Consider the following 21,798-nt stretch of genomic DNA (forward strand, 5'->3'; position numbering starts at 1 on the left):
TGCACGGCGTTAATCTGCGCACTTTTTCGGGGTGGTAAGGCTTCATGATTTTTCTTCTCCGGCTAACCCTGGCCCTCGCCATGTTGCTGTTGGGGGGGTGTGAAAAGCCTCCAACTCCGGCTCTCGACCAACAACTCTATATCTGGCAACGCCAGTGGACGCCGGCCCATGAGCTCGCGCTGCGCCAAAGCCAGGGCGATTTTTCCACGCTGCGGGTGCTGGCGTTGCAGGCTTTTCCCGGGGCGGGCTGGAGTCGTGCGCGGATCGATCCGGCGATGCTCAAGACTGACGGTCGTCCGCTGATCGCCGTGATTCGCCTGGATGGCCAGCTCAAGGCCTTGGACCAGGACGAAGTGATCGCGCAAATCCAGCAGGTGCTGGGTGATTGGCAAGCCCAAGGTCTGGCGCCAATAGGGATAGAGATCGACCACGATGCCGGCAATGCACGGTTGCCGGCCTATGGAAAATTCCTCGGCCAACTGCGGCAAGTCCTGCCCGCCAACTTGCGGCTGAGCATCACGGCGCTGCCGGCCTGGCTCGACAGCCCAGCATTGGCGGGGTTGTTGGAAACGGTGGACAGCAGTGTGTTGCAGGTCCACGCGGTGAGCGATCCACGGCAAGGATTGTTCGATCCGAAACAGGCCCGGCACTGGGCGCAGCGCTGGGGCAAGGTCACCCAGAAGCCGTTTTATCTGGCCCTGCCGGCTTACGGCGTGGCGCTGCTGACCCAGGAAAGCGGCGTGCCGGTGGTGGAAAGTGAAGTGCCGATCGATCGGGCTGGCGAACGGCGCGAGCTGCTGGCCGACCCGCGGCAAGTGGCCGGGCTTGCGACAGATCTGCGGGCCGATCCGCCGAAACATCTCGCCGGGCTGATCTGGTTTCGCCTGCCGCTGGCTGGCGACCGTCGGGCGTGGAGCCTGACCACGCTTGGCGCCGTTGCCCGGGGAGACACCCTGGACAGTCGCCTGGCGTTGCAATGGGGCGAACAGGGCGGTTTGTACGATATCCGATTGGTCAACCAGGGCAATCTCGACAGCCCCTGGCCCCAGCGCCTGACGCTTGCCGTGGGCGCGTGTGACGGCGTCGATGCCTTGGCCGGTTATACGTTGCAACAAACCCCCGGACTGCTTACCTTCACCCGCATTCAGGAAGGCCGCTTGGCGGCTGGTAGCCAACGAGCGATCGGCTGGGCGCGCTGTACGAAAATTGACCAAGGAGGTTTCAATGTTTACCCGTAAGTGGCCTCGCCACCTGCTGTGTCTGAGCCTTTGCCTGCCGCTGGGCCCGGTGCTGGCCTGCGGGCCGGATTTTCCGATGCGCCTGCTGGATAACCGCGCCCAGTCGCTGGCCGAATTGCCCGAAGGCAACTTTCGCTTCGAGGTCAGCCGCCTCGGCCAGGCGATTGCCGGGCTCAAGCCGGCCACCGAGGCGACGCGCAACCCGGACTACAGCTATGACGACCAGTCTTCCTACGTTGAACAACGCACCAAGGCCGAGCAGATTGGCCTGACCCCGCCGCAGCAAGCGGTGGTGGAGCGCCTGCGGGCCCTGACCGATGTCGATCAGGTGGCAGCCGAAGCGGCCAACCTGCCCGATGAGCTGCGCCTGTATGCCGTTGGCGCGGCGGCTTTCAACATCGGTGAACATCAACGCGCCGTGGAAGCGTTCCAGCAGTTGCTGGCATTACCGGCCGACCAACGTCGGTTGCGCAGCACCTGGGCCGCGTACTCCCTGGGCCGGGCATTGTTCGCCGTGAGCACCGAGGCCGGCAGCGGTGACCCTGTGGTCTTGCAGGACCAGGCGCGAGCAGCGTTTCGCCAGGCCCGGGAAATGAGCATTGCCGGCTTCAGCGATCCACTGGAACTGGGCATCGCCAGCCTTGGCGAAGAAGCCCGGGTGGCCTACACCGCTGACGACTGGGACAGCGCCATTGGGCTGTACGCGACCCAGAACCTGCAGGGATCTGCGGTCGGCTACAGCTCATTGCTGCAATTGGCCGGTGATTTGAGCGTCCAGCCGGATGAACGCTTGGGCGAACTGCTCAAGACTAAGGCGGTGCAGCGGTTGGTCACCGCCTACTTGCTCAGCCGCGTCGGTTGGTGGGACGGTGAAGAACCCTCGGGCGAGAAAAGGCTCTTCAAACTGTTGCAGGCCAACGCTCGGGACAACCTGGACGACGCCGACCGTCTGGCGGCGGTGAGTTACCAGCACGGCGATTACGCCAGCGCCCAGGCTTTTGTGCAAAAAGCCGCCAACACCGGCCTGGCCTGGTGGGTGCGGGCCAAGCTGGCATTGCGCGACGGCGACAAGGTGGCCGCGGCGGCGGCTTATGCCAAGGCAGCCCAGGCCTTTCCGAACGATGAATCCTGGGGCCCGCGGCGCACAGCGGATTGGAATTTCGAGTCGGTGCAACCCAAGTGCCGGGTCGAAGGTGAAAGCGCGATCCTGGCCTTGCAGCGGGGCGATTACCTGCAAGCCTTCGATCAGCTCTATCGCGGCCAGAGCAACTATTGGTACGACGCAGCCGCAGTGGCCGAGCGTGTGCTCACAGTGGATGAGCTCAAGCAGTACGTCGACGCCCAAGTCCCGGCGCCACCGGCGTTGAGCCAGGAGGATCGGGACAACTACGTGCCACTGCCGGTGGCCGCGAGCCTGCGCAATCTGTTGGGCCGTCGCTTACTGAGGGAAGGGCGCTTTGATGAGGCGCCGGCTTATTTCGATAACGCTGACCTGCAGAACAAGGCCCGTGCCTATGGGCAATTGCGCCAGGATGCCGAGTCCAAATGGTGGCCAACCCGGCGGGCCGAGGCGTATTTCCATGCGTCCCGGATGGCGCGTGAGTGGGGCATGGAACTGCTTGGCTATGAGATGGCGCCGGATTACGCCAGCCTGGGAGGCAACTACAGCCTGGAACCGGTCGAGCTGAGCGTCGGGCCGCTGGTGGCTGAAGGCGAAGTCCAACGCCAGCAAGCCAGCGCGGCGCAGCCGGACGTGCGTTATCACTATCGTTTTGTCGCCACAGCGCTGGCCAGCCAGGCTGCGGATCATTTGCCACATACCAGCCAGGCGTTTGCGGCGGTGCTGTGCAAAGCGGTGGGGTACAACTCCAGCCTTGAAGAGCAAAGCGCGTTGTATCAACGCTATGTGAAGGAAGGTCCGTATGTGGATTGGGCCGGGGATTTCGGTCACCAATGCCAGCAACCGGATTTCGGTACGGCGAACAAACGCTACGTGACCCAGGCCCTGGACCCGATTCGTTCGGCGCTGCGCCCTTACAAGGTTTGGCTGGAAGTGGGCGGGGTCGTGTTGGTGGTAGCAGTGGCGTTGGGGTTGATCAGCCGGCGCCGGCGCAAGGCGCGGATGTCGGCCGGCTAAGCTAGCGACCAGCCGAACACAGCGTTTGGACCGGGTCATGATGGCCCCCTGTGGCGAGGGGATTTATCCCCTCACCACAGGTTAACCATGTCCCCAGACCAAACAGTGTTCACGCAAGATTTGCGCTGTTCCTACATCTGCGTCGCCATCCCCTCCACATTCATCGCCGCCTGGCGCAACGCCTCCGAGCGGGTAGGGTGGGGGTGACAGGTCAGGGCGATGTCCTCGGCCGAAGCGCTGAACTCCATGGCCACGCAGTATTCACCGATCATCTCACTGACGCTCGGGCCCACCAGGTGCACGCCAAGGATTTCATCGGTGCGTTCATCGGCCAGGACTTTGGCGAACCCTTCGGTCTCGTGGTTGATCTTGGCCCGGCTGTTGGCCGTAAAGGGAAATTTGCCGACCTTGTAGGCGCGACCTTCGGCCTTGAGCTGTTCCTCGGTCTTGCCGACGCTGGCCAGTTCCGGACGGGTGTAGATGACGCTGGGAATCAGCGCGTAGTTGACCTCGGCGGCTTTACCGGCGATCTGTTCGATGCAGGCCATGGCCTCGTCCTCCGCTTTGTGGGCCAGCATCGGCCCGGACGTCACATCGCCGATCACCCAGACGCCAGGCGCTTCGGTGCGGTGCTGCTGGTTGGCGAGCATGCCGCGCTGGTCAGGGCTCAGCCCGACGTTCTCCAGCCCCAGCCCCTTTGTGTAAGGCCGGCGACCGATGGCGACCAGCACGTAATCGGCGTCCAGGGTCTGTGATTCGCCGCCCGCCGCCGGCTCGATGTGCAATTGCACGCCGCTGGCCGAGGCAACGGCGCCCGTGACCTTGGAACTCAGCTTGAACTGGATGCCTTGTTTACCCAAGGCACGTTGCAGGGTCTTGCCGGCCTCGCCGTCCACCCCCGGGCAGATGCGGTCGAGATATTCCACCACGGTCACCTCGGCCCCCAGGCGTCGCCAGACCGAGCCCAGTTCGAGGCCGATGACGCCGGCGCCGATCACCACCAGATGCCGGGGCACCTCACTCAGGGACAAGGCGCCGGTGGAATCGAGGATTCGCTGGTTATCGATTGTCACGCCTGGCAGGGGCATGGGCTCCGAGCCGGTAGCGACGACGATGTCCTTGGCGCTGAGTTCGGTCTTGGTGCCATCGTCACCGGTGACGGTCACTTTGCCCGGCCCGTCGATGTGCCCCCAGCCTTTGATCCAGTCGACCTTGTTCTTGCGAAACAGAAATTCGATGCCCTTGGTCAGGCCGGCGACGCTTTCATCCTTCTGCTTCATCATTTGCGCGAGGTTGAGGGTAGGGCTGACTTCAATACCCAGGTTGGCGAATTCCGCGCCTATGGCGGCCTCGTACAGTTCCGAGGCGTGCAGCAGTGCCTTGGAGGGCATGCAGCCGACGTTCAGGCAGGTGCCGCCGAGGGTGGCTCGGCCTTCGACACAGGCGGCTTTCAACCCTAACTGGCCGGCGCGAATCGCCGCGTTATACCCTCCGGGTCCGCCGCCCAGAATGACCACGTCGTAATTGCTCATCGCTGTTCTCCCGCTTGGCCTGATAAAAAATTATGTTCGTAATATGAGCGTTTCCAGAGATTTCGGTCAAGGCTTAAGTCAAGAGGTCGGAGCGGACCTTGTCATGAAGAATTCAAAACGGAAATTTCACAGGAACCGTTATAAGGTAACGGCATATAACGGAGTGTCGGTGGCATCTGTCACGGGCCGGATTTTGATCGCCACGAGTGCTGGGGTGGTATGCAAGTCGATCTTGATGTCGAGGGGGCACAGGTGGCCGAATGGCCGCGTTTTCAGCGAGCGTCGTTCCAAGGGCGTCGCTTGAAGCAGATCGCCTTCGCCCTGGGAAGCGTGGCGGGTTTGGGTCTGGTGCTAGCGTTTTTTATCGGGGTGTTTTCACCGCAATCGCTATGGCCGGTTCTGCTGGTCAGCCAAGCGGCGGGACTCTTGGTTTTGGTAGCAGGTTTGCAATCGGCTTGGTGGGTGACGCAATGGCGTAGCAGGGCGCTGTTGCCGGTTGTGGATAACTTGCCTGCGCAAAACGAGCCTGTTGATAACCTGGGTTGGTATGAGCGGCTGCTGGAGCGAATCGGCGCACGCTGGGTCGGCCTGCTGAAGCAAATCGGTGCGCCTGCGTTGTGGCTGGCCGGTTGGGCAGTGCTGGTGTTGCTGAGCCTGGAGCAAGTCTGGAACTTGGCGTTGCCCGCTGCCACCCTCGGTGTCTCGGCCAGTGTGGGGGCGGTGCTGTCGTTGCTCCTGGCGTTCGGGTTATTGGTGTTCGAGCGGCAATTGGCCCAGCAATCCCCCGCGGAATGGCCGGAAGCGCCGCCGTTGGCGCAACTGACGCGAGTAGCGATCATCGTGCTGGTGCTTGGCGCCTTGTGTCTGTTGTTCGCCGCAGAAACGTCCATCTGGCCGATGCGTCTGGCGGTGTTGATGGGGCTGTTGCCGGGGCTAGTGGCGGCAGAATTGTTGCTGCGCGCCGTGCTGTCGTTATTCATCCCGCGCCGGGACGCCCTGGAACCGACGCTGTTGGGCCGAAGTGTCATCGCCGATCTGCTGCGTTGGCCGCCGCAACCGCTGCTCGCCTTGCAACATGAACTGCACAACCGTTTTGGCATCGATCTGCGCCAGATCTGGGCCTTCAGTTACATGCGCCGGGCTTTTTTACCGGTGTTGGCGCTGGTGGCGCTGGTGGGCTGGTTGTTGACGGGCGTGCACGAAGTGCCGCTGCAGGGGCGGGGCATCTATGAGCGTTTTGGTAAACCGGTGGAGGTCTTCGGTCCGGGTTTGCATGTCGCGTTGCCATGGCCATGGGGCAGGGTGCTCAACGTCGAGAATGGTGTTGTGCATGAGCTGGCGACCAGCGTCTCGGATAATCGGGCTACCAGCGAAGCCGAACCGGCGGAGGGGCCGGCCCCGGCAATCGCCAATCGGCTGTGGGACGCCAGCCATGTGAACGACAAGTCCCAGGTCATTGCCAGTCGTCGTGCCGACCAGCAGAGCTTCCAGATCGTCAACATGGATGTGCGTTTTGTCTATCGCATTGGCCTGACTGACGCCGCAGCGCTGGCGGCGACCTACAACAGCGCCGATGTGCCGACGCTGATCCGCAGCACAGCCAGCCGCATCCTGGTGCATGAATTTGCTTCGCGTACGCTGGACGGTTTGCTGGGCGCGGACCGTGTCAGCCTGGCCGACGAAATCGGTCGCGCCGTGCAGGCTGACTTGCAAGCGCTCGATAGCGGTGTGGAAATCCTCGCGACGGTCGTGGAGGCGATTCATCCGCCGGCCGGCGCGGCCAATGCCTACCACGGCGTGCAGGCGGCGCAGATCGGCGCCCAGGCGCTGATCGCCCGAGAGCGTGGCGCGGCGGCGGAACAGACCAACCAAGCGCAACTACAAGCCAGCATTGCCCATGACCAGGCTAATGCCACTGCTCGGGAAATCAACGCGACCGCCCAGGCTGCCGACTTGCGTTTCAACGCCGATCGCAAGGCCTACGCCACGGCGGGGCACGCTTTCGTGCTGGAACATTATTTGAGCCAACTGAGCCAGGGCCTTGGCAAAGCCCAGTTGCTGGTTCTCGATCATCGCCTGGGCGGCAGTGGCAACGCGCCGACCATCGACTTGCGTACCTTCACGCTGCCGGCAGACCCCGCGTCGCCGCGTAACCCTGTCCAGCCAGGAGCTGCCCATTGAGCCAGTCCTCTTCACACGGTCACCACGACCACGCCGGTCACGATCACGGTCATGCCGGTCATCATCATGGCCACCATCACCACCACCATGGCGATTCGCAGCCCGCCGGTCCGTTCCCCTGGCGGCGGATGGGTTGGGCGGCGCTGCTGGTGGCGTTTGCCGTCGCAGCCGCGAGCCTTGTGCAAGTGCGTTCGGGGGAAGCCACGGTCATCACCCGTTTCGGCAACCCGGCACGGGTGCTGCTGCAACCCGGCCTCGGTTGGCGCTGGCCGGCGCCGTTCGAAGCGGCGATCCCGGTGGACCTGCGATTACGCACCACGTCCAGTGGCCTGCAGGATGTCGGCACCCGTGATGGACTGCGAATCATCGTCCAGGCCTACGTGGCCTGGCAGGTGCAGGGTGACCCGGACAACGTGCAGCGTTTCATGCGCGCAGTGCAGAACCAACCAGACGAAGCTGCGCGGCAGATCCGCACTTTCGTCGGCTCGGCGCTGGAAACCACGGCCGCCAGTTTTGACTTGGCGAATCTGGTCAACACTGATGCCAGCCAGGTGCGCATCGCCGATTTCGAAGCGCAGTTGCGTCAACAGATCGATCAACAATTGCTTACCACTTATGGCGTGCGGGTATTGCAAGTTGGCATCGAGCGTCTGACTTTGCCCTCGGTGACGCTGACGGCGACGGTGGATCGCATGCGGGCCGAGCGCGAGACCATCGCCACCGAACGCACTGCCATCGGCAAGCGTGAAGCGGCGCAGATTCGCTCCGCCGCAGAGCGGGATGCGCGAGTCATGCAGGCTGACGCCACCGTGAAGGCTGCCGATATCGAAGCGCAGTCGCGGGTAGAAGCGGCCGAAATTTATGGCCGGGCCTACGCCGGCTCCCCGCAGCTCTACAACCTGTTACGTTCGCTGGACACCTTGGGCACCATTGTCAGCCCAGGCACGAAATTGATTTTGCGCACCGATGCCGCGCCATTCCGTGTCCTGGTGGACGGTCCTGTTTCCCTGGAAGGCAAAGGTGGAACACAACCATGAGTTTGGTTCCACGTGGAACAAACGAGTTATCCAGCCCGTGGATTCAAGCCGGGCGCCTGGCGTTTCTGGCGCTTTACGCCGTCACGGTGTTGGCCGCATTGGCTTGGGTCTTTTCCAACGTGCGGCAGATCGATCCGCAGAATCGCGCGGTAGTGCTGCACTTTGGCGCCTTGGATCGCATCCAGAATGCTGGCCTTTTGTTGGCGTGGCCGCGCCCTGTGGAACAGGTAATCCTGCTGCCAGCGGCGGACCGGGTGCTCGAGCGGCGAGTGGAAAATCTGCTGCGCTCGGACGCGGCCCTGCAGGCCGATCGCGTGGCCAGTTTCGCCACGCCCGTCAGCGATGCGTTGGCCGGCTCTGGTTATTTATTGACCGGTGATGCCGGCGTGGTGCAACTGGATGTGCGGGTGTTCTACAAGGTCACCGACCCTTACGCCTTCGTCTTGCAAGGTGAACATGTCCTGCCGGCCCTGGACCGACTGGCTACCCGCAGTGCCGTGGCCCTGACCGCGGCTCGGGACCTGGACACCATTCTGGTGGCTCGCCCTGAATTGATGGGCAGCGACAATCAGGCAGCCGAGCGTCGCGAGCGCTTGCGTGGTGATTTGGTGCAGGGTCTTAACCGACGCCTGGCCGACCTGGCGGCGACAGGGCAGGGCTTGGGCATCGAAGTGGTGCGGGTCGATGTGCAATCGAGTCTGCCAGGGCCGGCGGTCAGTGCCTTCAATGCGGTGCTGACGGCCAGCCAGCAGGCCGATAAAGCCGTGGCTAACGCGCGTACCGAAGCCGAAAAGCTTACCCAGGCCGCCCGCCAAGACGCCGACCGTGCCGTGCAGGTCGCCCATGCCCAGGCCAGCGAGCGCCTCGCCAAGGCTTCAGCCGATACGGCCACGGTGCTTGGCCTGGCGAAGACCCAAGGTAGCGATCCACAAATGCTGCTGCGCCTGTATCGCGAGCGCATGCCTGCCATCCTTCGCCAGGCCGGTTCAGTCACCACGGTCGACCCGAAAGACGATTCCCGCCTGATCATCCAGGGAGCCGGACAATGACCGCCCAAACCAACACTGTGCCGATGTTGTCCTCGGCTGAACAACGCGTCGCCGCTCGGCAACTGACCTTGGCGATGCTCGCCCTCGGCCTGCTCGCATTGGGCCTGGTATGGCGCGGCTGGTCACCGGAGCAGAGCGGTGTCAGTCAACTGTTGTTGGGTTTTGCCTCGCTGCTGGTGGCGGTGCCGGTGATGCGTTCGGCCTGGTACAGCTTGCGGTACCCGAGCCTGCACGGGATCACTGACCAACTCATCGCCCTGGCAATGCTTGGTGCCTGGGCCACCGGCGACCTGCTGACGGCGGCACTGTTGCCGATCATCATGATCTTCGGCCATGTGCTGGAAGAGCGCAGCGTTATCGGTTCCCAGGAGGCGATCCATGCCCTGGGTCAACTGACCCGCAGTCAAGGTCGTAAGGTGCAAGCCGACGGTTCCATCATCGACGTCGACAACGCGACGCTTCGAGCCGGCGATATTGTGGAGGTGCGTGCCGGCGATCGGGTGCCGGCCGATGGTCGGGTATTGTCCGGCCAGGCCAGCCTCGACACCGCGCCCATCACCGGTGAGTCGGTGCCGTTGGAGGCGGTGGTAGGCACCGAAGTCTTTGGTGGCGCGATCAACCTCGATGGCCTGCTGCGCCTGGAAGTGACCCGTACCGGCGACGAATCCACCCTGGGCAAAGTCATCGCCCTGATGCAGAACGCCGAACGCTCCAAGCCACCCATCACCCGTTTGCTGGAACGTTACGCCGGTAGCTACCTGGTACTGGTGTTGTTGCTGGCGGCGGTGACCTGGTTCGTGACCAACGATGCCCAGGCGATGCTGGCGGTATTGGTAGCTGCCTGTCCTTGTGCGTTGGTGCTGTCGGCGCCGGCCACCGCCATTGCCGGGATCGCGGTGGCGGCTCGCCACGGGATCCTGATCCGTAGCTCAGCCTTCCTGGAAGAATTGGCGGACCTGACCTCGTTGGTGGTCGACAAGACCGGTACCTTGACCTATGGCGTGCTGCGCCTGCAATCCATCGAACATGCCCAGGATGCTCACGCATCGTTGCTGTTGCCTTTGGCCGCCAGCCTCGGTTCGGCCAGCAGTCATCCGGTCAGTCGTGCGTTGGCGGGGTTGGTGGAGCAGGAAAACTGCCTGCCGCTGACGGATATCCACGAGCGCCAGGGATTGGGCGTGGTCGCGATGACCGCGCAGGGGGAAGCGGCGCTCGGTCGGCCGGAGCTGTTCGCACTCCTGGGCATTCAAACCTCAGCGGTCCCTGAGCACGACGGCCCGATTGCCGGCCTGGCCCTGGACGGGCAATTCCTCGCCTGGCTGTTGTTGGCCGACAGCGTCAAGCCGGAGGCCCGGGTGGCCATGGCTGAGCTGCGCGAGCTGGGCCTGGGGCGTCAGTTGTTGTTGACCGGCGACCGCCAGAGTGTGGCCACGACCCTGGCCCGGGATGTCGGCATCGGCGATCTGCAAGCCCAGGCTTTACCGGAAGACAAACTCAAACGGGTCATGGCCGAAATCGATCATGGGTTTCGCCCCATGGTGGTGGGCGATGGCATCAACGATTCGCTGGCGCTCAAGGCCGGGGTCGTGGGCGTCGCAATGGGCGCGGGTGGTGCCGACATCGCCCTGGCATCGGCAGACATCGTGCTGATCGGCAGCGACCTGCGGCGCCTTGGCACTTGTGTGCGATTGAGTCGCCAATGCAGGCTCACATTGCAGGTCAATGTGATCATCGGCCTGGGCTGGACGTTGGCAATCGTCGCCTTTGCCGCGTTCGGCTGGCTCGGCGCGGCGGGGGCGATGATCGCGGCGCTGCTGCACAATCTCAGTACCCTGCTAGTGTTAGGTAATGCGGGGCGATTGCTGCGGTTCCAGGAGCCACTGCTGAAAATCCAAGGGAAGGAAACCGTTGGATAGCTCTTGGCGAACTGTGCTTCACCCTTGCAGTCTCTGTTGGAGAGGGCACCCATACTGGCCGTACCCGGCACAAGGAGTGAATTTGGGGCAGTGATAGAGAAAGGCTATAAATTCGATAGCCTGCTATTTTTCTATGATGGTCTACCCTCATTTCAGACGTCTGAAAAAAGGGGGGATTACTCATGCTCGCGCAACTTCCACCGGCCTTACAGAATCTGCATCTGCCGCTTCGGCTGCGGCTCTGGGACGGCCATGAATTTACCCTGGGTGCCGATCCCAGTGTCACGATCGTGGTCAAGGACCCACAAATGGTCGCGCAATTCACCCATCCCAGCCTGGACGCATTGGGGGCGGCGTTTGTTGAGGGCAAACTGGAGCTCGAAGGTCCGATCCACGAAGTCATTCGGGTCTGCGATGAGTTGAGCCAGGCATTGGTCGAGGACGATCCTGACAACCAGCCGGTGCGCTCCGTCCATGACAAGGAAACCGACGCCAAGGCCATCTCCTATCACTACGACCTTTCCAACGCGTTTTATCAGCTGTGGCTCGACAGTGACATGGCCTATTCCTGTGCTTATTTCGAGACGGGCAGTGAAACCCTCGAACAGGCCCAGCAAGCCAAATTCCGCCATTTGTGCCGCAAGCTACGATTACAGCCGGGTGACTATCTGCTGGACGTCGGTTGCGGGTGGGGCGGTCTGGCCCGTTACGCCGCGCGGGAGTTTGGTGCCAAGGTTTTCGGCATTACCCTGAGCAAGGCGCAGCTGGCACTGGCGCGGGAACGGGTCAAGGCCGAAGGCCTGGAGGATCAGGTCGAGTTGCAACTGTTGGATTACCGCGATTTGCCCCAGGATGGCCGCTTCGACAAAGTGGTCAGCGTCGGCATGTTTGAACATGTCGGCCACGCCAACCTTGAGCAGTACTGCAAGACGCTGTTCGGTGCGGTGCGTGAGGGCGGGTTGGTGATGAACCATGGCATCACCGCCAAGCACACCGACGGTCGTCCGGTCGGTCGCGGCGCGGGTGAGTTCATCGAGAAGTATGTGTTTCCCAATGGTGAACTGCCGCATTTGTCGATGATTTCCGCCCAGATCAGCGAAGCGGGACTGGAGATCGTCGATGTGGAAAGCCTGCGCCTGCACTACGCGCGTACCCTCGATCACTGGAGTGAACGCCTGGAAGACAACCTCGAAGCCGCGTCGAAGGAGGTGCCGGAACAGGCACTGCGGATCTGGCGCTTGTACCTGGCCGGCTGTGCCTACGCGTTCGCCAAGGGCTGGATCAATCTGCACCAGATCCTGGCGGTGAAGGCCCACGCTGACGGTAGCCACGAACTACCCTGGACCCGCGACGACATCTACGCGCCTTAAAGTATCGGGGAAATAAGCCGGGCGACCCGCATGCCGACTTTCTGTAGGCGATGGGTTTCCCGGCTTTCCTGTATGTCGATTTCCTGGGCCTGGGCGAAGTCCTGCTCAAGCATTTGCTCGACCTCGGTGGCGAACGGAATGTCCACGGTGAGCAGCATGACTTCGAAATTCAAGCGGAACGAACGGTTATCCAGGTTCGCGCTGCCGATGGCACTGATTTCCCGGTCGATCAGCACCACTTTCTGATGCAGGAAGCCTGGTGCATAACGGAACATCCGCACCCCGGCCCGCACCGCTTCAAACGCATACAGGCTCGACGCGGCGTAGACGACTTTGTGGTCGGGTCGCGAGGGCAGCAGGATGCGCACATCGACCCCGCGCAGTACCGCCAGGCGCAAGGCCGCGAATACCGCTTCGTCAGGGATGAAGTAAGGCGTTGTGATCCATACGCGTTCGCTGGCTGCGTGAATGGCCTCGACGAAAAACAGTGAGCAGGTTTCGTAGGCATCGGCTGGGCCGCTGGCCAGCAACTGACAAAGCACCCCGTTGTCTGGATAGCTGTCCGGCAGGATCAGCGGCGGCAGCGAACGGGCTGCCCAAAACCAGTCTTCAGCGAAGGACTCTTGCATGCTCGCCACCACCGGCCCGCACACTTGCACATGGGTGTCGCGCCACGGCGCCAGGGGTGGCTTCTGGCCCATGTATTCGTCGCCCACGTTGTGCCCGCCGACAAACCCCTGCACACCGTCCACCACTACGATCTTGCGGTGGTTGCGAAAGTTGACCTGAAACCGGTTGAGCCAGCCGCTGCGGGTGGCGAACGCTTTTACATGGACGCCACCGTCGCGCAGGTCCTGTACATAGCGGTGGGGCAGGGAATGGCTGCCGATGCGGTCATAGAGCAAGTACACGGCCACGCCTTCGGCGGCTTTCTTCAAGAGCAGGGTTTGCAGGCGTTGGCCGAGACGGTCGTCATGGATGATGAAAAACTGAATCAGCACGGCCTGTCGAGCCTGCTCGATGGCCTGGAAAATTGCCTCGAATGTGGCAGGGCCATTGATCAGCAAACGTACCTGGTTATTCGCCAGGCACGGTGTGCGTCCCAGTTTTGGCATCGCCCGCAACGAGGCGTAGGCCTGGGAGGCGCGGGCGGTCAGGGCTTCTTCGACCCAGGGCCGCCAGTTCAGCTCGGAGATTGCCTTGCGCATCTCTTCGTTGGCTTGGCGGCGAGCCTTGATGTAACCATCGAACGTGCTGCGGCCAAACACCAGATAAGGAATCAACGTCAGATAGGGAATGAACGCCAGCGACAGGGCCCAGGCAATCGAGCCTTGGGCAGTGCGTACCGTCAGGACGGCGTGGACGGCGGCGATGGAACCCAGGGTGTGAAGCAGCGCGATCAAGTAACCGAAAACATGCGGGCCAAAATAATCCATGGGGCAGCCTTGCTCCGGAAGTTTCAATGCTTAACAGACCATGTTCCATGGCGAATGTCGCTATTTAATTCACTCGTCCCGGGCCTGAACCGAAGCCTGTGGGCGGCGTCTAACGGCCACTTGTCCTCTGGAGTTTATGCAATGAATGTTCGTCTGCTGGGTATGGCCTTGGCGATTGGCTTGTCGGTTCCGATGGCGGCTCAGGCGCAGATGCTCCAGCCGGGTTTGTGGGAACTGACCACCAGCAACATGAAGGTTGATAACCAGAACCTGCCGGATCTGCAACTGATCCTCGGCCAGTTGCAAACCCAGATGACCCCGGAGCAACGGGCGATGCTGGAAAAACAGGGCATCACCATGGGTGGTAAAGGTATTCGTGTCTGCCTGACCCCGGCGCAGGTGCAAACCAATGACATTCCACTGCAAGACCCGCAATCGGGGTGCAAGCAGCAGATCACCGAGCGCACCGGCAATCAGTGGAAGTTTCGCTTCAGTTGCCCGAAAGCCCAAGGTAACGGGGTAGCGACGTTCCAGAGCGATCGTGAATTCACCACCAAGGTCAATGGCACTTTCAACGCCACCGGCATCCAACAGAACGGTAGCCTTGATACGCGCGCGGTGTGGCTGGGGCAGGATTGCGGGACGGTCAAGCCGAGGGCTTGAACCTCGTTTGAAGTAATGGGCCGGGGCGACCTGTGGGAGCAAATCTTGCTCTCACAGGTGCCAGATCAAGGCCGACTCAACGCCTCATACAACGTGTTGAGGTTGTATTCGAACAGGCCGGTGAAGGTGCTGGCCGGTCCACTGGCCGCGAGCGCATCGGAGTACAGCGTGCCGCCGATGTGGGCGCCGCTCTCGTCGGCGATCTGCTTGAGCAGGCGCGCGTCCTTGATATTTTCCATGAACACCGCTTTGACCTTCGCCTGACGGATCTGGGTAATCAGCGCCGCGACTTCTGCCGCCGAAGGTTCACGTTCCGTGGACAAACCCTGGGGGGCCATGAACTCGATGCCATAGGCCTGGCCCAGGTAACCAAACGCATCGTGGGAGGTCACGATCTTGCGATTACCGGCTGGCAATGCGCCGAGCTTGGCCTTGGCCTCGGCGAGCAGAGCATAGATTTTCTTCAGGTATGCCTGGCTGTTGCGCTCGTAGTCCGCTTTGTTGGCCGGGTCCGCAGCTTCCAGTGCCTTGGTGATGTTGCTGACATACAGCTCGGCGTTCGCCAGGTTGTGCCACGCGTGCGGGTCGGGGACGGTCTCGCCATCCTCATCCAGTGACCGCGGGATTACACCGCGGCTGGCGCTGATCACCGGCGCGCTGGTTTCGGTGCTGGTCACCAGGCGATCCAGCCACGGCTCGAAGCCCAACCCATTCTTGATGATCAGTTTTGCCCTGAGCAACGCCTTGGCGTCGTCTGGCGTGGGTTCGTAGGTGTGTGCATCGGCGTCCGGCCCAACCATGTTGGTGATTTGAATGTGCTCGCCGCCGACCTGTCGGGTCATGTCGGCGAGGATGCTGAAGCTGGTCACCACCTGGAGCTTTTCGGCGGCGGACACGGACATGGACAGCACCAGACTGATTAGCACGAGCAGAACGCGCATCGGGAAACACCTCATTGGGATGTGAGCAAAGGCGGGCGGCGCAGCAAACCGTGCACCGGACCGAATACCACCGACAGCAAATACAACGCGCCCGCCACCAGTACGATGGACGGTCCGCTGGGCAGTGAGTAATAGAAGGACAACAACAGGCCAAGCCACACGGAGAGGCAACCGAACAGCGCCGCGATCAACATCAGGAGCGGCAGGCGACGGCTCCAGAATCGCGATGCGGCCGCCGGCAGCATCATCAGGCCGACCACCATCAACGCGCCAATGGCCTGGAAGCCGATCACCAGGTTCAACACCACCAGGGTCAGGAACACCCCATGGGCCAACGGGCCGAGACGGCTGACGGTTTGCAGGAACAGCGGGTCGAGGGTATCGAGTAGCAACGGTCGATAAATCAGCGCCATCGCCAACAGACTGGCTCCTGAAACCCACAGCATGCCGGTGAGTGTCGGGCCGTCTACCGCCAATGCCGAGCCGAACAGCAGGTGAAGCAAGTCCAGGCGTTTGCCGGCCATGCCGAGGATCAACACGCCAGCCGCCAAGGAAATGGGATAAATCGCCGCGAGACTGGCGTCCTCCCTTAGACCGGTACGCCGGGTAATCCAGGCGGCGAGCCCGGCCATGCTCAAGCCCGCGCCCAGGCCGCCGACGGTCAAGGCCGGAAGGCTCAGCCCGGCAAACCAGAAACCGAGGGCAGCGCCAGGCAGAATGCCGTGCGCCACAGCGTCACCAATCAGGCTCATACGCCGAAGAATCAGGAATACGCCCAATGGAGCCGTGCTACACGCCAGCACAAGACCGCCAAGCAAAGCCCTGCGCATGAAGACAAACTCTTGAAACGGTTGCCAGAGATGGGAGGCCGCAAGCATCAGGCCACCCACGTCTGGGGTTGTTGGGCGATCAAGTCGACGCTGCGCCCCAGCACGCAGCCCGTGCTGCGAATCAGTAATGTATGGGGGATGTGTTGGCGTACCGCTGCCAGATCATGACAGACCACCACGACGGTCCGGCCTGCGGCATGCCAGCGATGGATGTGTTTCCACAGCAGTGCTTGGCCTTGTTCATCCAGGGCGGCGTGGGGTTCGTCGAGCAACAGCAGCGGCGCTTCGGCCAGGCTAAGGCGAGCGAGCAGGGCACGTTGCAGCTCGCCTCCAGACAACGCCATCAGTGGCCGATGCTCGAGGCCGGTCAGCGCCCAATCGGCCAGTACGCTCTGGAGCAACTGCCTGCGCAAGGCCGGTGTGTGTTGATTGCCCCAGGAGCCGGCGGCCACCAACTCTTGCAGACTAATAGGGAATTGCCGATCCAGATGTTGTTGCTGCGGCATGAACGAAACCCCGCCGCGCCGCGGAACATCCAGCGTGACTTTACCGGATAGCGGTTTTTGCAATCCCGCGAGCACCTTCAACAGACTGCTTTTGCCCGAGCCGTTGGCACCGATGATCGCCGTGAGGCTGCCGGCCGGTCGCTCCATGACGAGCGGCGGCGTGAGAGGTTGTCCGGGAGCACCCCAGCGTAGCGATTGGCAGTTGATCATGAGGCGCCTCGAATCCAACGACTTTGAGCCACGGCGTCATGGGCGTGCAGGCTTTCGGCATGAACGACGCGCGCATCCAGGGCAACGATGTCGGGCGACCGACGCAGAGCCGTACTGAGTCGCCGTGCGGCGTCTTCGCAGAACATCAGGTTTTGTCCGTTGGCCAGGGCGAATGCCTGTTCATCGGCGCGCTTGACTGCGGTCTGCACAGCGGTGCCGAGGGCCACTTCGGCTTCATTGATGAACGACAACAACGGCAATTCTTTTGCGTTGGCGTTCAGGCGTAGGGTCAGGGTCGCGGTACTGCGCTGGCTATGCGGGGTGGCGACGATACCGTTCGATGAGCCCAGCCAGGACAGGATTTCGGCATGCTCGAGTTGCTTGTTAGCGAAGTCGTCGACGAACTGCTGCTGGATCAACTGTCGAGCAAGCGCGGCTGAACAAGGGCAAGTCGAGGAATAGGCAATCTGAATTTTCAGTTCCACGTGGAACAATGTGTTTTTCAAGTGGGCTTCGATGCTCACCGGATAGCGTTTCCAACCCTCCAGTGGGCTGATTAATGCCGGACGCTTGAGCAGCAGATCGGTATGCACACTGAGCGATGCCGCATGGGACAGGCCTTCATGGCTATCGAGAAATTGCTCCAGGATTCGGCGCAACAACGCGGGTGAAAGCGTCGTTTCTTCAAGCAGCTCCAGCGCCAAGTACAGGCGTGACATGTGAATGCCTCGCGCCTCACCGTCATCGAGGCTGACGCCCGCGTCGGCCAATGCACTTAGACGCTGGCCGCCAATCAAAACCGGCGTTGCGATGCCACACATGCCGACCCAATCGAGGGGTAGGGTTTGACGTGAAGCCTGCGCAGCGACGTCGGGCAGGGTTAACGCGTTCATGGTCAAGGTCCATCGAAGGTTCAAAATTAGATGTTATAGTATAACGACTAATTTATAGAAACCTTTTCCATGAAAGGAGTTTCATCTCGCCAAGCGTCCGCGTTCCACGTGAAACATCAGCGAGCAGAGTCCTGGCAACCATTCATGCGTCCGCATACAAAAGCACCCTTACTCCCCCCTGAACTCGAGAATCGATTAAGGGTGGTCCAGCCCACACGCCGGCTGTATCCGACCCAACTTTCTCCATCCGATGCCAAGCCAGTAAAAAATGTGAGCTGACCGTAACGGCTATTCGTTTGCGCCCAATAGCGGTGACTGGCTGCTTCAAAACCTCGCAAATAAATGGTGCTTCCAGCCGTCGCGACACTGTATGCGTTGCCCTGACTATCCGCGCACGCCAGCAAATTCGCACTACGGGTGCAGTTCGCCAAAAGCGGACTTTGGGCCGAAGCACTCAACGCCCACAGCAGCAATGGGCTCGCCAATACCAATTTCAAAGGATTGCGCATGGATTGATCTCAGGCCAATGAGGGACGGGGGGGGCTGGTTGAATTGTGTTGTTATACTATAACATAAAAACAACCGAATCCTAAACCTAGCCAACCCCTGGAAACGAGCCGTAATCGAAGCGGCCGCCCGATGAGGATATACCTGATGCCCAATCGTCTTCCTGTAACCGTTCTTTCTGGATTCCTCGGCGCCGGTAAAAGCACAGTGCTCAACCACGTCCTGCGCAATCGCGACAATCTGCGAGTTGCCGTGATCGTCAACGATATGAGCGAGATCAACATCGATGGCAGCGAAGTCCAGCGAGATGTCACCCTGAGTCGTTCCGAAGAAAAACTGGTGGAAATGAGCAACGGCTGCATCTGCTGCACGCTGCGCGAGGACCTGCTCGAAGAAGTCGGGCAACTCGCCAGGGAAGGGCGTTTCGATTACCTGCTGATCGAATCCACGGGCATTTCCGAACCGCTGCCAGTGGCGGAAACCTTCACTTTTCGTGATGAAGAAGGCCGAAGCCTGGCCGATGTGGCACGACTCGACACCATGGTGACGGTGGTCGACGGGGTGAATTTCCTGCTGGATTACCAGGCCGCCGAAAGCCTTGCGTCACGGGGCGAAACCCTGGGTGAGGAGGATGAACGCTCGATCACCGACCTGCTGATCGAACAGATCGAGTTTGCCGACGTGATTCTGATCAGCAAAATCGACCTGATCAGCCAGCATGATCGGGAAGAATTGACCGCGATTTTACGGCGCCTCAATGCCCAGGCGCAGATCATCCCGATGGTCATGGGGCAGGTGCCGCTGGGCCGAATTCTCGACACGGGCCTCTTCGACTTCGAGCGCGCGGCCCAGGCCCCTGGCTGGCTACAGGAACTGCGTGGTGAGCACGTGCCAGAAACCGAGGAATATGGCATCGCCTCGACTGCCTATCGGGCACGCCGGCCGTTTCATCCCCAGCGGTTCTTCAACTTTATCGATCGCCCGTGGCCCAACGGCAAACTCCTGCGTTCGAAAGGTTTTTTCTGGCTGGCCAGCAAACCTGAGGAGGCGGGCAGTTGGTCCCAGGCCGGCGGCTTGATGCGACATGGCTTCGCCGGGCGCTGGTGGCGGTTCGTGCCGAAAAACCAATGGCCACAGGATGAGGAAAGTACAGCGGCGATCATGAAGCACTGGCTTGCCGCCACGGGCGATTGCCGGCAGGAGTTGGTGTTCATCGGTCAGGACATCGACTTCAGCCAACTCAACGCCGAACTGGACGCCTGCCTGCTCACCGACGCGGAAATGGCCCTCGGTGTCGAAAACTGGCGCTTGTTGCCGGATCCGTTCGGCCCGTGGCATGACGAGGTCGCGGCGTGATGCTGGCGCCCAGTCTTAAGAGGGCCGCGCGAGCACGACAGGTCCACGGTGATACGCCAGGGATATTCACGCAGATCCTGGATGATGGCACCAACCTGGCGGTCTGGCAGCGTCAACTTCCCGCACACATCAGCGATTTTGCGGCCATGGTGCTGGCGATGGACCAGCCGTTGGCCGAATCACGGGTGCTCGACCTGCCGGAAGAAGACACCCCGCCGGCGCTACAGGGCCTGGCGGCAGGCTTCAGCGACCTGCAAGGCTACGAGGGCTTCATCGCCGATGTCTCCTGGCTGGTCAGTGCGTTTGCCTGCCTGTTGGGCGCCCAACGTGTCGGCCTGCGCCTGCGCACGCTGGACAAGGCAATGTGCCCGCGCTTTCACGTTGACCACGTGCCGGTGCGGCTGCTGACCACCTATGCCGGTGTCGGCAGCCAGTGGCTCAAGGAAGATGCCATGGACCGCCGGCGCCTGGCACAGCCTGAGGCCGAACCCGTCGATCCGCAGGTCATCCAGCAGTTTTGTTGTGGTGATGTCGGGTTGCTCAAAGGCGAGAAATGGCACGGTAATGAGGGCCTTGGCCTGATCCATCGTTCGCCGGAGCCCGCGCCGGGGGAGCGTCGGTTGATCCTTACGCTGGATTGGCTGGCCTAAGGCTTGAGCCAAGTGCCCTGGCTTTGCCCTTCGCAAAATGGCTGCAGATAAGCGGCATCGGTCGCCACGCCGTAATAGTGAATATCCTGGCGGTAAGGCATATTGGCGACCTGGGCGTTACTGCAAACGCCGAACGCGCCGCCAGGGCATTGATCGACGTATTGCACCTCGACCTTCTGGCCGGCAAGGTTTGGCTGGCAGAAGCCCTCGGCAAACAGCTTCTGCGGAATGCTGCGGTTCTGCTGGCAGACTTTCACATCGAGCCGCTCCGCCTGGCTGTGAACCACACAGGCCTGGGCCAGTGCCTGGTTCGACGTCAGTGCCAGTAACAACCAGCCGATCATTCGCATTTTCACCTCCATCGAAAGCCGTCGATTATGTTGCAGCACATTCCCACCCATGTCATCGCCGGCCCCTTGGGCGCCGGCAAGACCAGCCTGATCAGGCATCTGTTGGCCCAGCGCCCGTCCAATGAACGCTGGGCGGTGCTGATCAATGAGTTCGGTCAGATCGGCCTGGATGCCGCGTTGCTGACCCAGGCTGGCGATGGTATCGCACTGGGCGAAGTGGCCGGTGGCTGCTTGTGCTGCGTCAACGGCGCGCCGTTCCAGATCGGTCTTGGGCGTTTATTGCGCAAGGCCCGCCCGGATCGGCTGTTCATCGAACCCTCGGGCCTGGGTCACCCGGCACAATTGATGAGGCAATTAAGCGAAGCTCCCTGGCTCGGCGTGCTGGCGGTGCAGCCCTGCGTGCTGGTGTTGGATGCCCAGGCGATGGCCGACGGCAAGCCCTTGCCCGACGCGCAGCAACAGACCCTCGCGGATGCCGGGCTGCTGGTGCTGAACAAGTCCGAAAGCCTCACGCAAGCTGATCGCGACCAAGTGACGGCGCAACTCTCGGGGCGTGCGCTGTACTGGACACAACACGCCGCGCTGCCGATCGAGCGATTGCCAGGCCATGCGGCTCGGGGCAGCGGCGCTGTGGATAACTTGAATCTACCCAAGAGCCTGGGCCAGATACCCGCCATCTGGCCTGACCCGACGCAACCGATCTGCCTGTATCAGCAACAGGAAGGTGGCTGGAGCATTGGTTGGCGCTGGCACCCGAGCCAGCCATTCGACGCAGCGGCGCTGACGCGATGGCTACAAGGCCAAGACTGGAAACGGGCGAAGATGGTTATACACAGCCTCGACGGTTGGGTTTCTGCCAATGCGTTGGAGGGGGCGGCACTGAACTGGCAAGCCAGTGAATGGCGCCAGGACTCTCGGATCGAGCTGATTTTCGATCAGGCGCAAGACGTTGATCGCCTGCAAGCCGGTCTGGCGAACTGTCGGCATCGCTGAGTC

19 protein-coding genes are annotated in these 21,798 nt (G+C 61.7%); 11 read left to right on the forward strand and 8 right to left on the reverse strand.

Going from position 1 to position 21,798, the window contains the following annotated elements; translation table 11 throughout:
* Nucleotides 1–44 precede the first annotated feature (44 nt).
* Nucleotides 45–1,238 carry a DUF3142 domain-containing protein gene (locus tag AC30D9_RS07855; RefSeq protein WP_490143831.1) on the forward strand — a complete coding sequence of 398 codons (1,194 nt, stop codon included), beginning with the start codon at nt 45–47 and terminating at the stop codon, nt 1,236–1,238.
* A complete protein-coding gene (locus AC30D9_RS07860; protein WP_490143832.1) occupies nt 1,225–3,375 on the forward strand; it encodes a hypothetical protein in 2,151 nt (716 codons plus the stop codon). Before AC30D9_RS07855 ends, AC30D9_RS07860 begins: the two co-directional genes overlap by 14 nt.
* 131 nt (nt 3,376–3,506) lie before the next feature.
* Here the strand turns inward: AC30D9_RS07860 and lpdA are convergent, their stop codons facing one another.
* Complete coding sequence (gene lpdA / locus AC30D9_RS07865) at nt 3,507–4,907, reverse strand: dihydrolipoyl dehydrogenase (protein ID WP_490143833.1); 1,401 nt, start codon at nt 4,905–4,907, stop codon at nt 3,507–3,509.
* 219 nt (nt 4,908–5,126) lie between these two features.
* On the opposite strand from lpdA, the gene hflK (AC30D9_RS07870) reads away from it, so the two are divergent.
* From hflK (AC30D9_RS07870) to cfaB, 5 genes are all read left to right on the forward strand, one after another.
* Nucleotides 5,127–7,088: a protease modulator HflK gene (hflK, locus tag AC30D9_RS07870; protein ID WP_490143834.1), complete on the forward strand. Its 1,962-nt coding sequence runs from the start codon at nt 5,127–5,129 to the stop codon at nt 7,086–7,088.
* A complete protein-coding gene (hflC, locus tag AC30D9_RS07875; protein ID WP_490143835.1) occupies nt 7,085–8,125 on the forward strand; it encodes a protease modulator HflC in 1,041 nt (346 codons plus the stop codon). The genes hflK (AC30D9_RS07870) and hflC overlap by 4 nt, the downstream gene beginning before the upstream one ends.
* A complete protein-coding gene (hflK, locus tag AC30D9_RS07880; RefSeq protein WP_134926526.1) occupies nt 8,122–9,174 on the forward strand; it encodes a protease modulator HflK in 1,053 nt (350 codons plus the stop codon). The genes hflC and hflK (AC30D9_RS07880) overlap by 4 nt, the downstream gene beginning before the upstream one ends.
* Nucleotides 9,171–11,090, forward strand: coding sequence for a heavy metal translocating P-type ATPase (locus AC30D9_RS07885; RefSeq protein ID WP_307572913.1), 1,920 nt, complete (start codon nt 9,171–9,173; stop codon nt 11,088–11,090). The genes hflK (AC30D9_RS07880) and AC30D9_RS07885 overlap by 4 nt, the downstream gene beginning before the upstream one ends.
* 182 nt (nt 11,091–11,272) lie before the next feature.
* Entirely contained in the window at nt 11,273–12,460 is a 1,188-nt protein-coding gene (gene cfaB / locus AC30D9_RS07890; RefSeq protein WP_134926524.1) for a C17 cyclopropane fatty acid synthase CfaB, read from the forward strand.
* Here the strand turns inward: cfaB and cls are convergent.
* Entirely contained in the window at nt 12,457–13,896 is a 1,440-nt protein-coding gene (gene cls / locus AC30D9_RS07895; RefSeq protein WP_307572908.1) for a cardiolipin synthase, read from the reverse strand. The two genes, cfaB and cls, sit on opposite strands and share 4 nt — an antisense overlap.
* Nucleotides 13,897–14,037: 141 nt before the next feature.
* Here cls and AC30D9_RS07900 point away from each other — a divergent pair, with 141 nt between their 5' ends.
* Nucleotides 14,038–14,559 (forward strand): DUF3617 domain-containing protein, encoded by a 522-nt coding sequence (locus tag AC30D9_RS07900; protein WP_307572905.1) that lies wholly within the window; start codon nt 14,038–14,040, stop codon nt 14,557–14,559.
* 65 nt (nt 14,560–14,624) lie between these two features.
* On the opposite strand, the gene AC30D9_RS07905 is transcribed toward AC30D9_RS07900, so the two are convergent.
* From AC30D9_RS07905 to AC30D9_RS07925, 5 genes are all read right to left on the reverse strand, one after another.
* Nucleotides 14,625–15,500: a metal ABC transporter substrate-binding protein gene (locus AC30D9_RS07905; protein ID WP_490143836.1), complete on the reverse strand. Its 876-nt coding sequence runs from the start codon at nt 15,498–15,500 to the stop codon at nt 14,625–14,627.
* 11 nt (nt 15,501–15,511) lie between these two features.
* Nucleotides 15,512–16,378 (reverse strand): metal ABC transporter permease, encoded by an 867-nt coding sequence (locus tag AC30D9_RS07910; RefSeq protein ID WP_134926520.1) that lies wholly within the window; start codon nt 16,376–16,378, stop codon nt 15,512–15,514.
* On the reverse strand, nt 16,378–17,046 hold the full coding sequence (locus AC30D9_RS07915; protein ID WP_134926518.1) for a metal ABC transporter ATP-binding protein: 669 nt from the start codon (nt 17,044–17,046) through the stop codon (nt 16,378–16,380). Before AC30D9_RS07915 ends, AC30D9_RS07910 begins: the two co-directional genes overlap by 1 nt.
* The gene (gene folE2, locus AC30D9_RS07920) at nt 17,043–17,939 is read right to left on the reverse strand and encodes a GTP cyclohydrolase FolE2 (RefSeq protein WP_490143837.1); all 897 of its coding nucleotides are present in this window, start codon (nt 17,937–17,939) and stop codon (nt 17,043–17,045) included. Before folE2 ends, AC30D9_RS07915 begins: the two co-directional genes overlap by 4 nt.
* 116 nt (nt 17,940–18,055) lie before the next feature.
* Entirely contained in the window at nt 18,056–18,448 is a 393-nt protein-coding gene (locus tag AC30D9_RS07925; RefSeq protein WP_490143838.1) for a glutamine synthetase, read from the reverse strand.
* A gap of 145 nt (nt 18,449–18,593) precedes the next feature.
* Between AC30D9_RS07925 and zigA the strand changes: the two genes are divergently transcribed.
* Both zigA and AC30D9_RS07935 read left to right on the forward strand, forming a co-directional pair.
* Complete coding sequence (gene zigA, locus AC30D9_RS07930; protein ID WP_490143839.1) at nt 18,594–19,802, forward strand: zinc metallochaperone GTPase ZigA; 1,209 nt, start codon at nt 18,594–18,596, stop codon at nt 19,800–19,802.
* Complete coding sequence (locus tag AC30D9_RS07935) at nt 19,802–20,452, forward strand: DUF1826 domain-containing protein (RefSeq protein ID WP_490143840.1); 651 nt, start codon at nt 19,802–19,804, stop codon at nt 20,450–20,452. The genes zigA and AC30D9_RS07935 overlap by 1 nt, the downstream gene beginning before the upstream one ends.
* On the opposite strand, the gene AC30D9_RS07940 is transcribed toward AC30D9_RS07935, so the two are convergent.
* On the reverse strand, nt 20,449–20,802 hold the full coding sequence (locus AC30D9_RS07940) for an NADH:ubiquinone oxidoreductase (RefSeq protein WP_109752782.1): 354 nt from the start codon (nt 20,800–20,802) through the stop codon (nt 20,449–20,451). The two genes, AC30D9_RS07935 and AC30D9_RS07940, sit on opposite strands and share 4 nt — an antisense overlap.
* A 27-nt stretch (nt 20,803–20,829) precedes the next feature.
* Here AC30D9_RS07940 and AC30D9_RS07945 point away from each other — a divergent pair, with 27 nt between their 5' ends.
* Nucleotides 20,830–21,795 carry a CobW family GTP-binding protein gene (locus AC30D9_RS07945; RefSeq protein WP_490143841.1) on the forward strand — a complete coding sequence of 322 codons (966 nt, stop codon included), beginning with the start codon at nt 20,830–20,832 and terminating at the stop codon, nt 21,793–21,795.
* Nucleotides 21,796–21,798 lie beyond the last annotated feature (3 nt).

It is taken from the genome of Pseudomonas sp. DF11 (assembly GCF_058148565.1).

Excerpts from the sequence above, each read along its gene's own strand:
- AC30D9_RS07945 (WP_490143841.1), top strand. The coding sequence starts at position 20,830 with ATGTTGCAGCACATTCCCACCCATGTCATCGCCGGCCCCTTGGGCGCC.
- AC30D9_RS07935 (WP_490143840.1), top strand. The coding sequence starts at position 19,802 with ATGCTGGCGCCCAGTCTTAAGAGGGCCGCGCGAGCACGACAGGTCCAC.
- AC30D9_RS07905 (WP_490143836.1), bottom strand. The coding sequence starts at position 15,500 with ATGCGCGTTCTGCTCGTGCTAATCAGTCTGGTGCTGTCCATGTCCGTG.
- cls (WP_307572908.1), bottom strand. The coding sequence starts at position 13,896 with ATGGATTATTTTGGCCCGCATGTTTTCGGTTACTTGATCGCGCTGCTT.
- cfaB (WP_134926524.1), top strand. The coding sequence starts at position 11,273 with ATGCTCGCGCAACTTCCACCGGCCTTACAGAATCTGCATCTGCCGCTT.
- AC30D9_RS07915 (WP_134926518.1), bottom strand. The coding sequence starts at position 17,046 with ATGATCAACTGCCAATCGCTACGCTGGGGTGCTCCCGGACAACCTCTC.
- hflK (WP_134926526.1), top strand. The coding sequence starts at position 8,122 with ATGAGTTTGGTTCCACGTGGAACAAACGAGTTATCCAGCCCGTGGATT.
- hflK (WP_490143834.1), top strand. The coding sequence starts at position 5,127 with ATGCAAGTCGATCTTGATGTCGAGGGGGCACAGGTGGCCGAATGGCCG.
- lpdA (WP_490143833.1), bottom strand. The coding sequence starts at position 4,907 with ATGAGCAATTACGACGTGGTCATTCTGGGCGGCGGACCCGGAGGGTAT.
- AC30D9_RS07885 (WP_307572913.1), top strand. The coding sequence starts at position 9,171 with ATGACCGCCCAAACCAACACTGTGCCGATGTTGTCCTCGGCTGAACAA.
- AC30D9_RS07940 (WP_109752782.1), bottom strand. The coding sequence starts at position 20,802 with ATGCGAATGATCGGCTGGTTGTTACTGGCACTGACGTCGAACCAGGCA.
- AC30D9_RS07855 (WP_490143831.1), top strand. The coding sequence starts at position 45 with ATGATTTTTCTTCTCCGGCTAACCCTGGCCCTCGCCATGTTGCTGTTG.
- folE2 (WP_490143837.1), bottom strand. The coding sequence starts at position 17,939 with ATGAACGCGTTAACCCTGCCCGACGTCGCTGCGCAGGCTTCACGTCAA.
- AC30D9_RS07910 (WP_134926520.1), bottom strand. The coding sequence starts at position 16,378 with ATGCTTGCGGCCTCCCATCTCTGGCAACCGTTTCAAGAGTTTGTCTTC.
- AC30D9_RS07900 (WP_307572905.1), top strand. The coding sequence starts at position 14,038 with ATGAATGTTCGTCTGCTGGGTATGGCCTTGGCGATTGGCTTGTCGGTT.
- zigA (WP_490143839.1), top strand. The coding sequence starts at position 18,594 with ATGCCCAATCGTCTTCCTGTAACCGTTCTTTCTGGATTCCTCGGCGCC.
- AC30D9_RS07925 (WP_490143838.1), bottom strand. The coding sequence starts at position 18,448 with ATGCGCAATCCTTTGAAATTGGTATTGGCGAGCCCATTGCTGCTGTGG.
- AC30D9_RS07860 (WP_490143832.1), top strand. The coding sequence starts at position 1,225 with ATGTTTACCCGTAAGTGGCCTCGCCACCTGCTGTGTCTGAGCCTTTGC.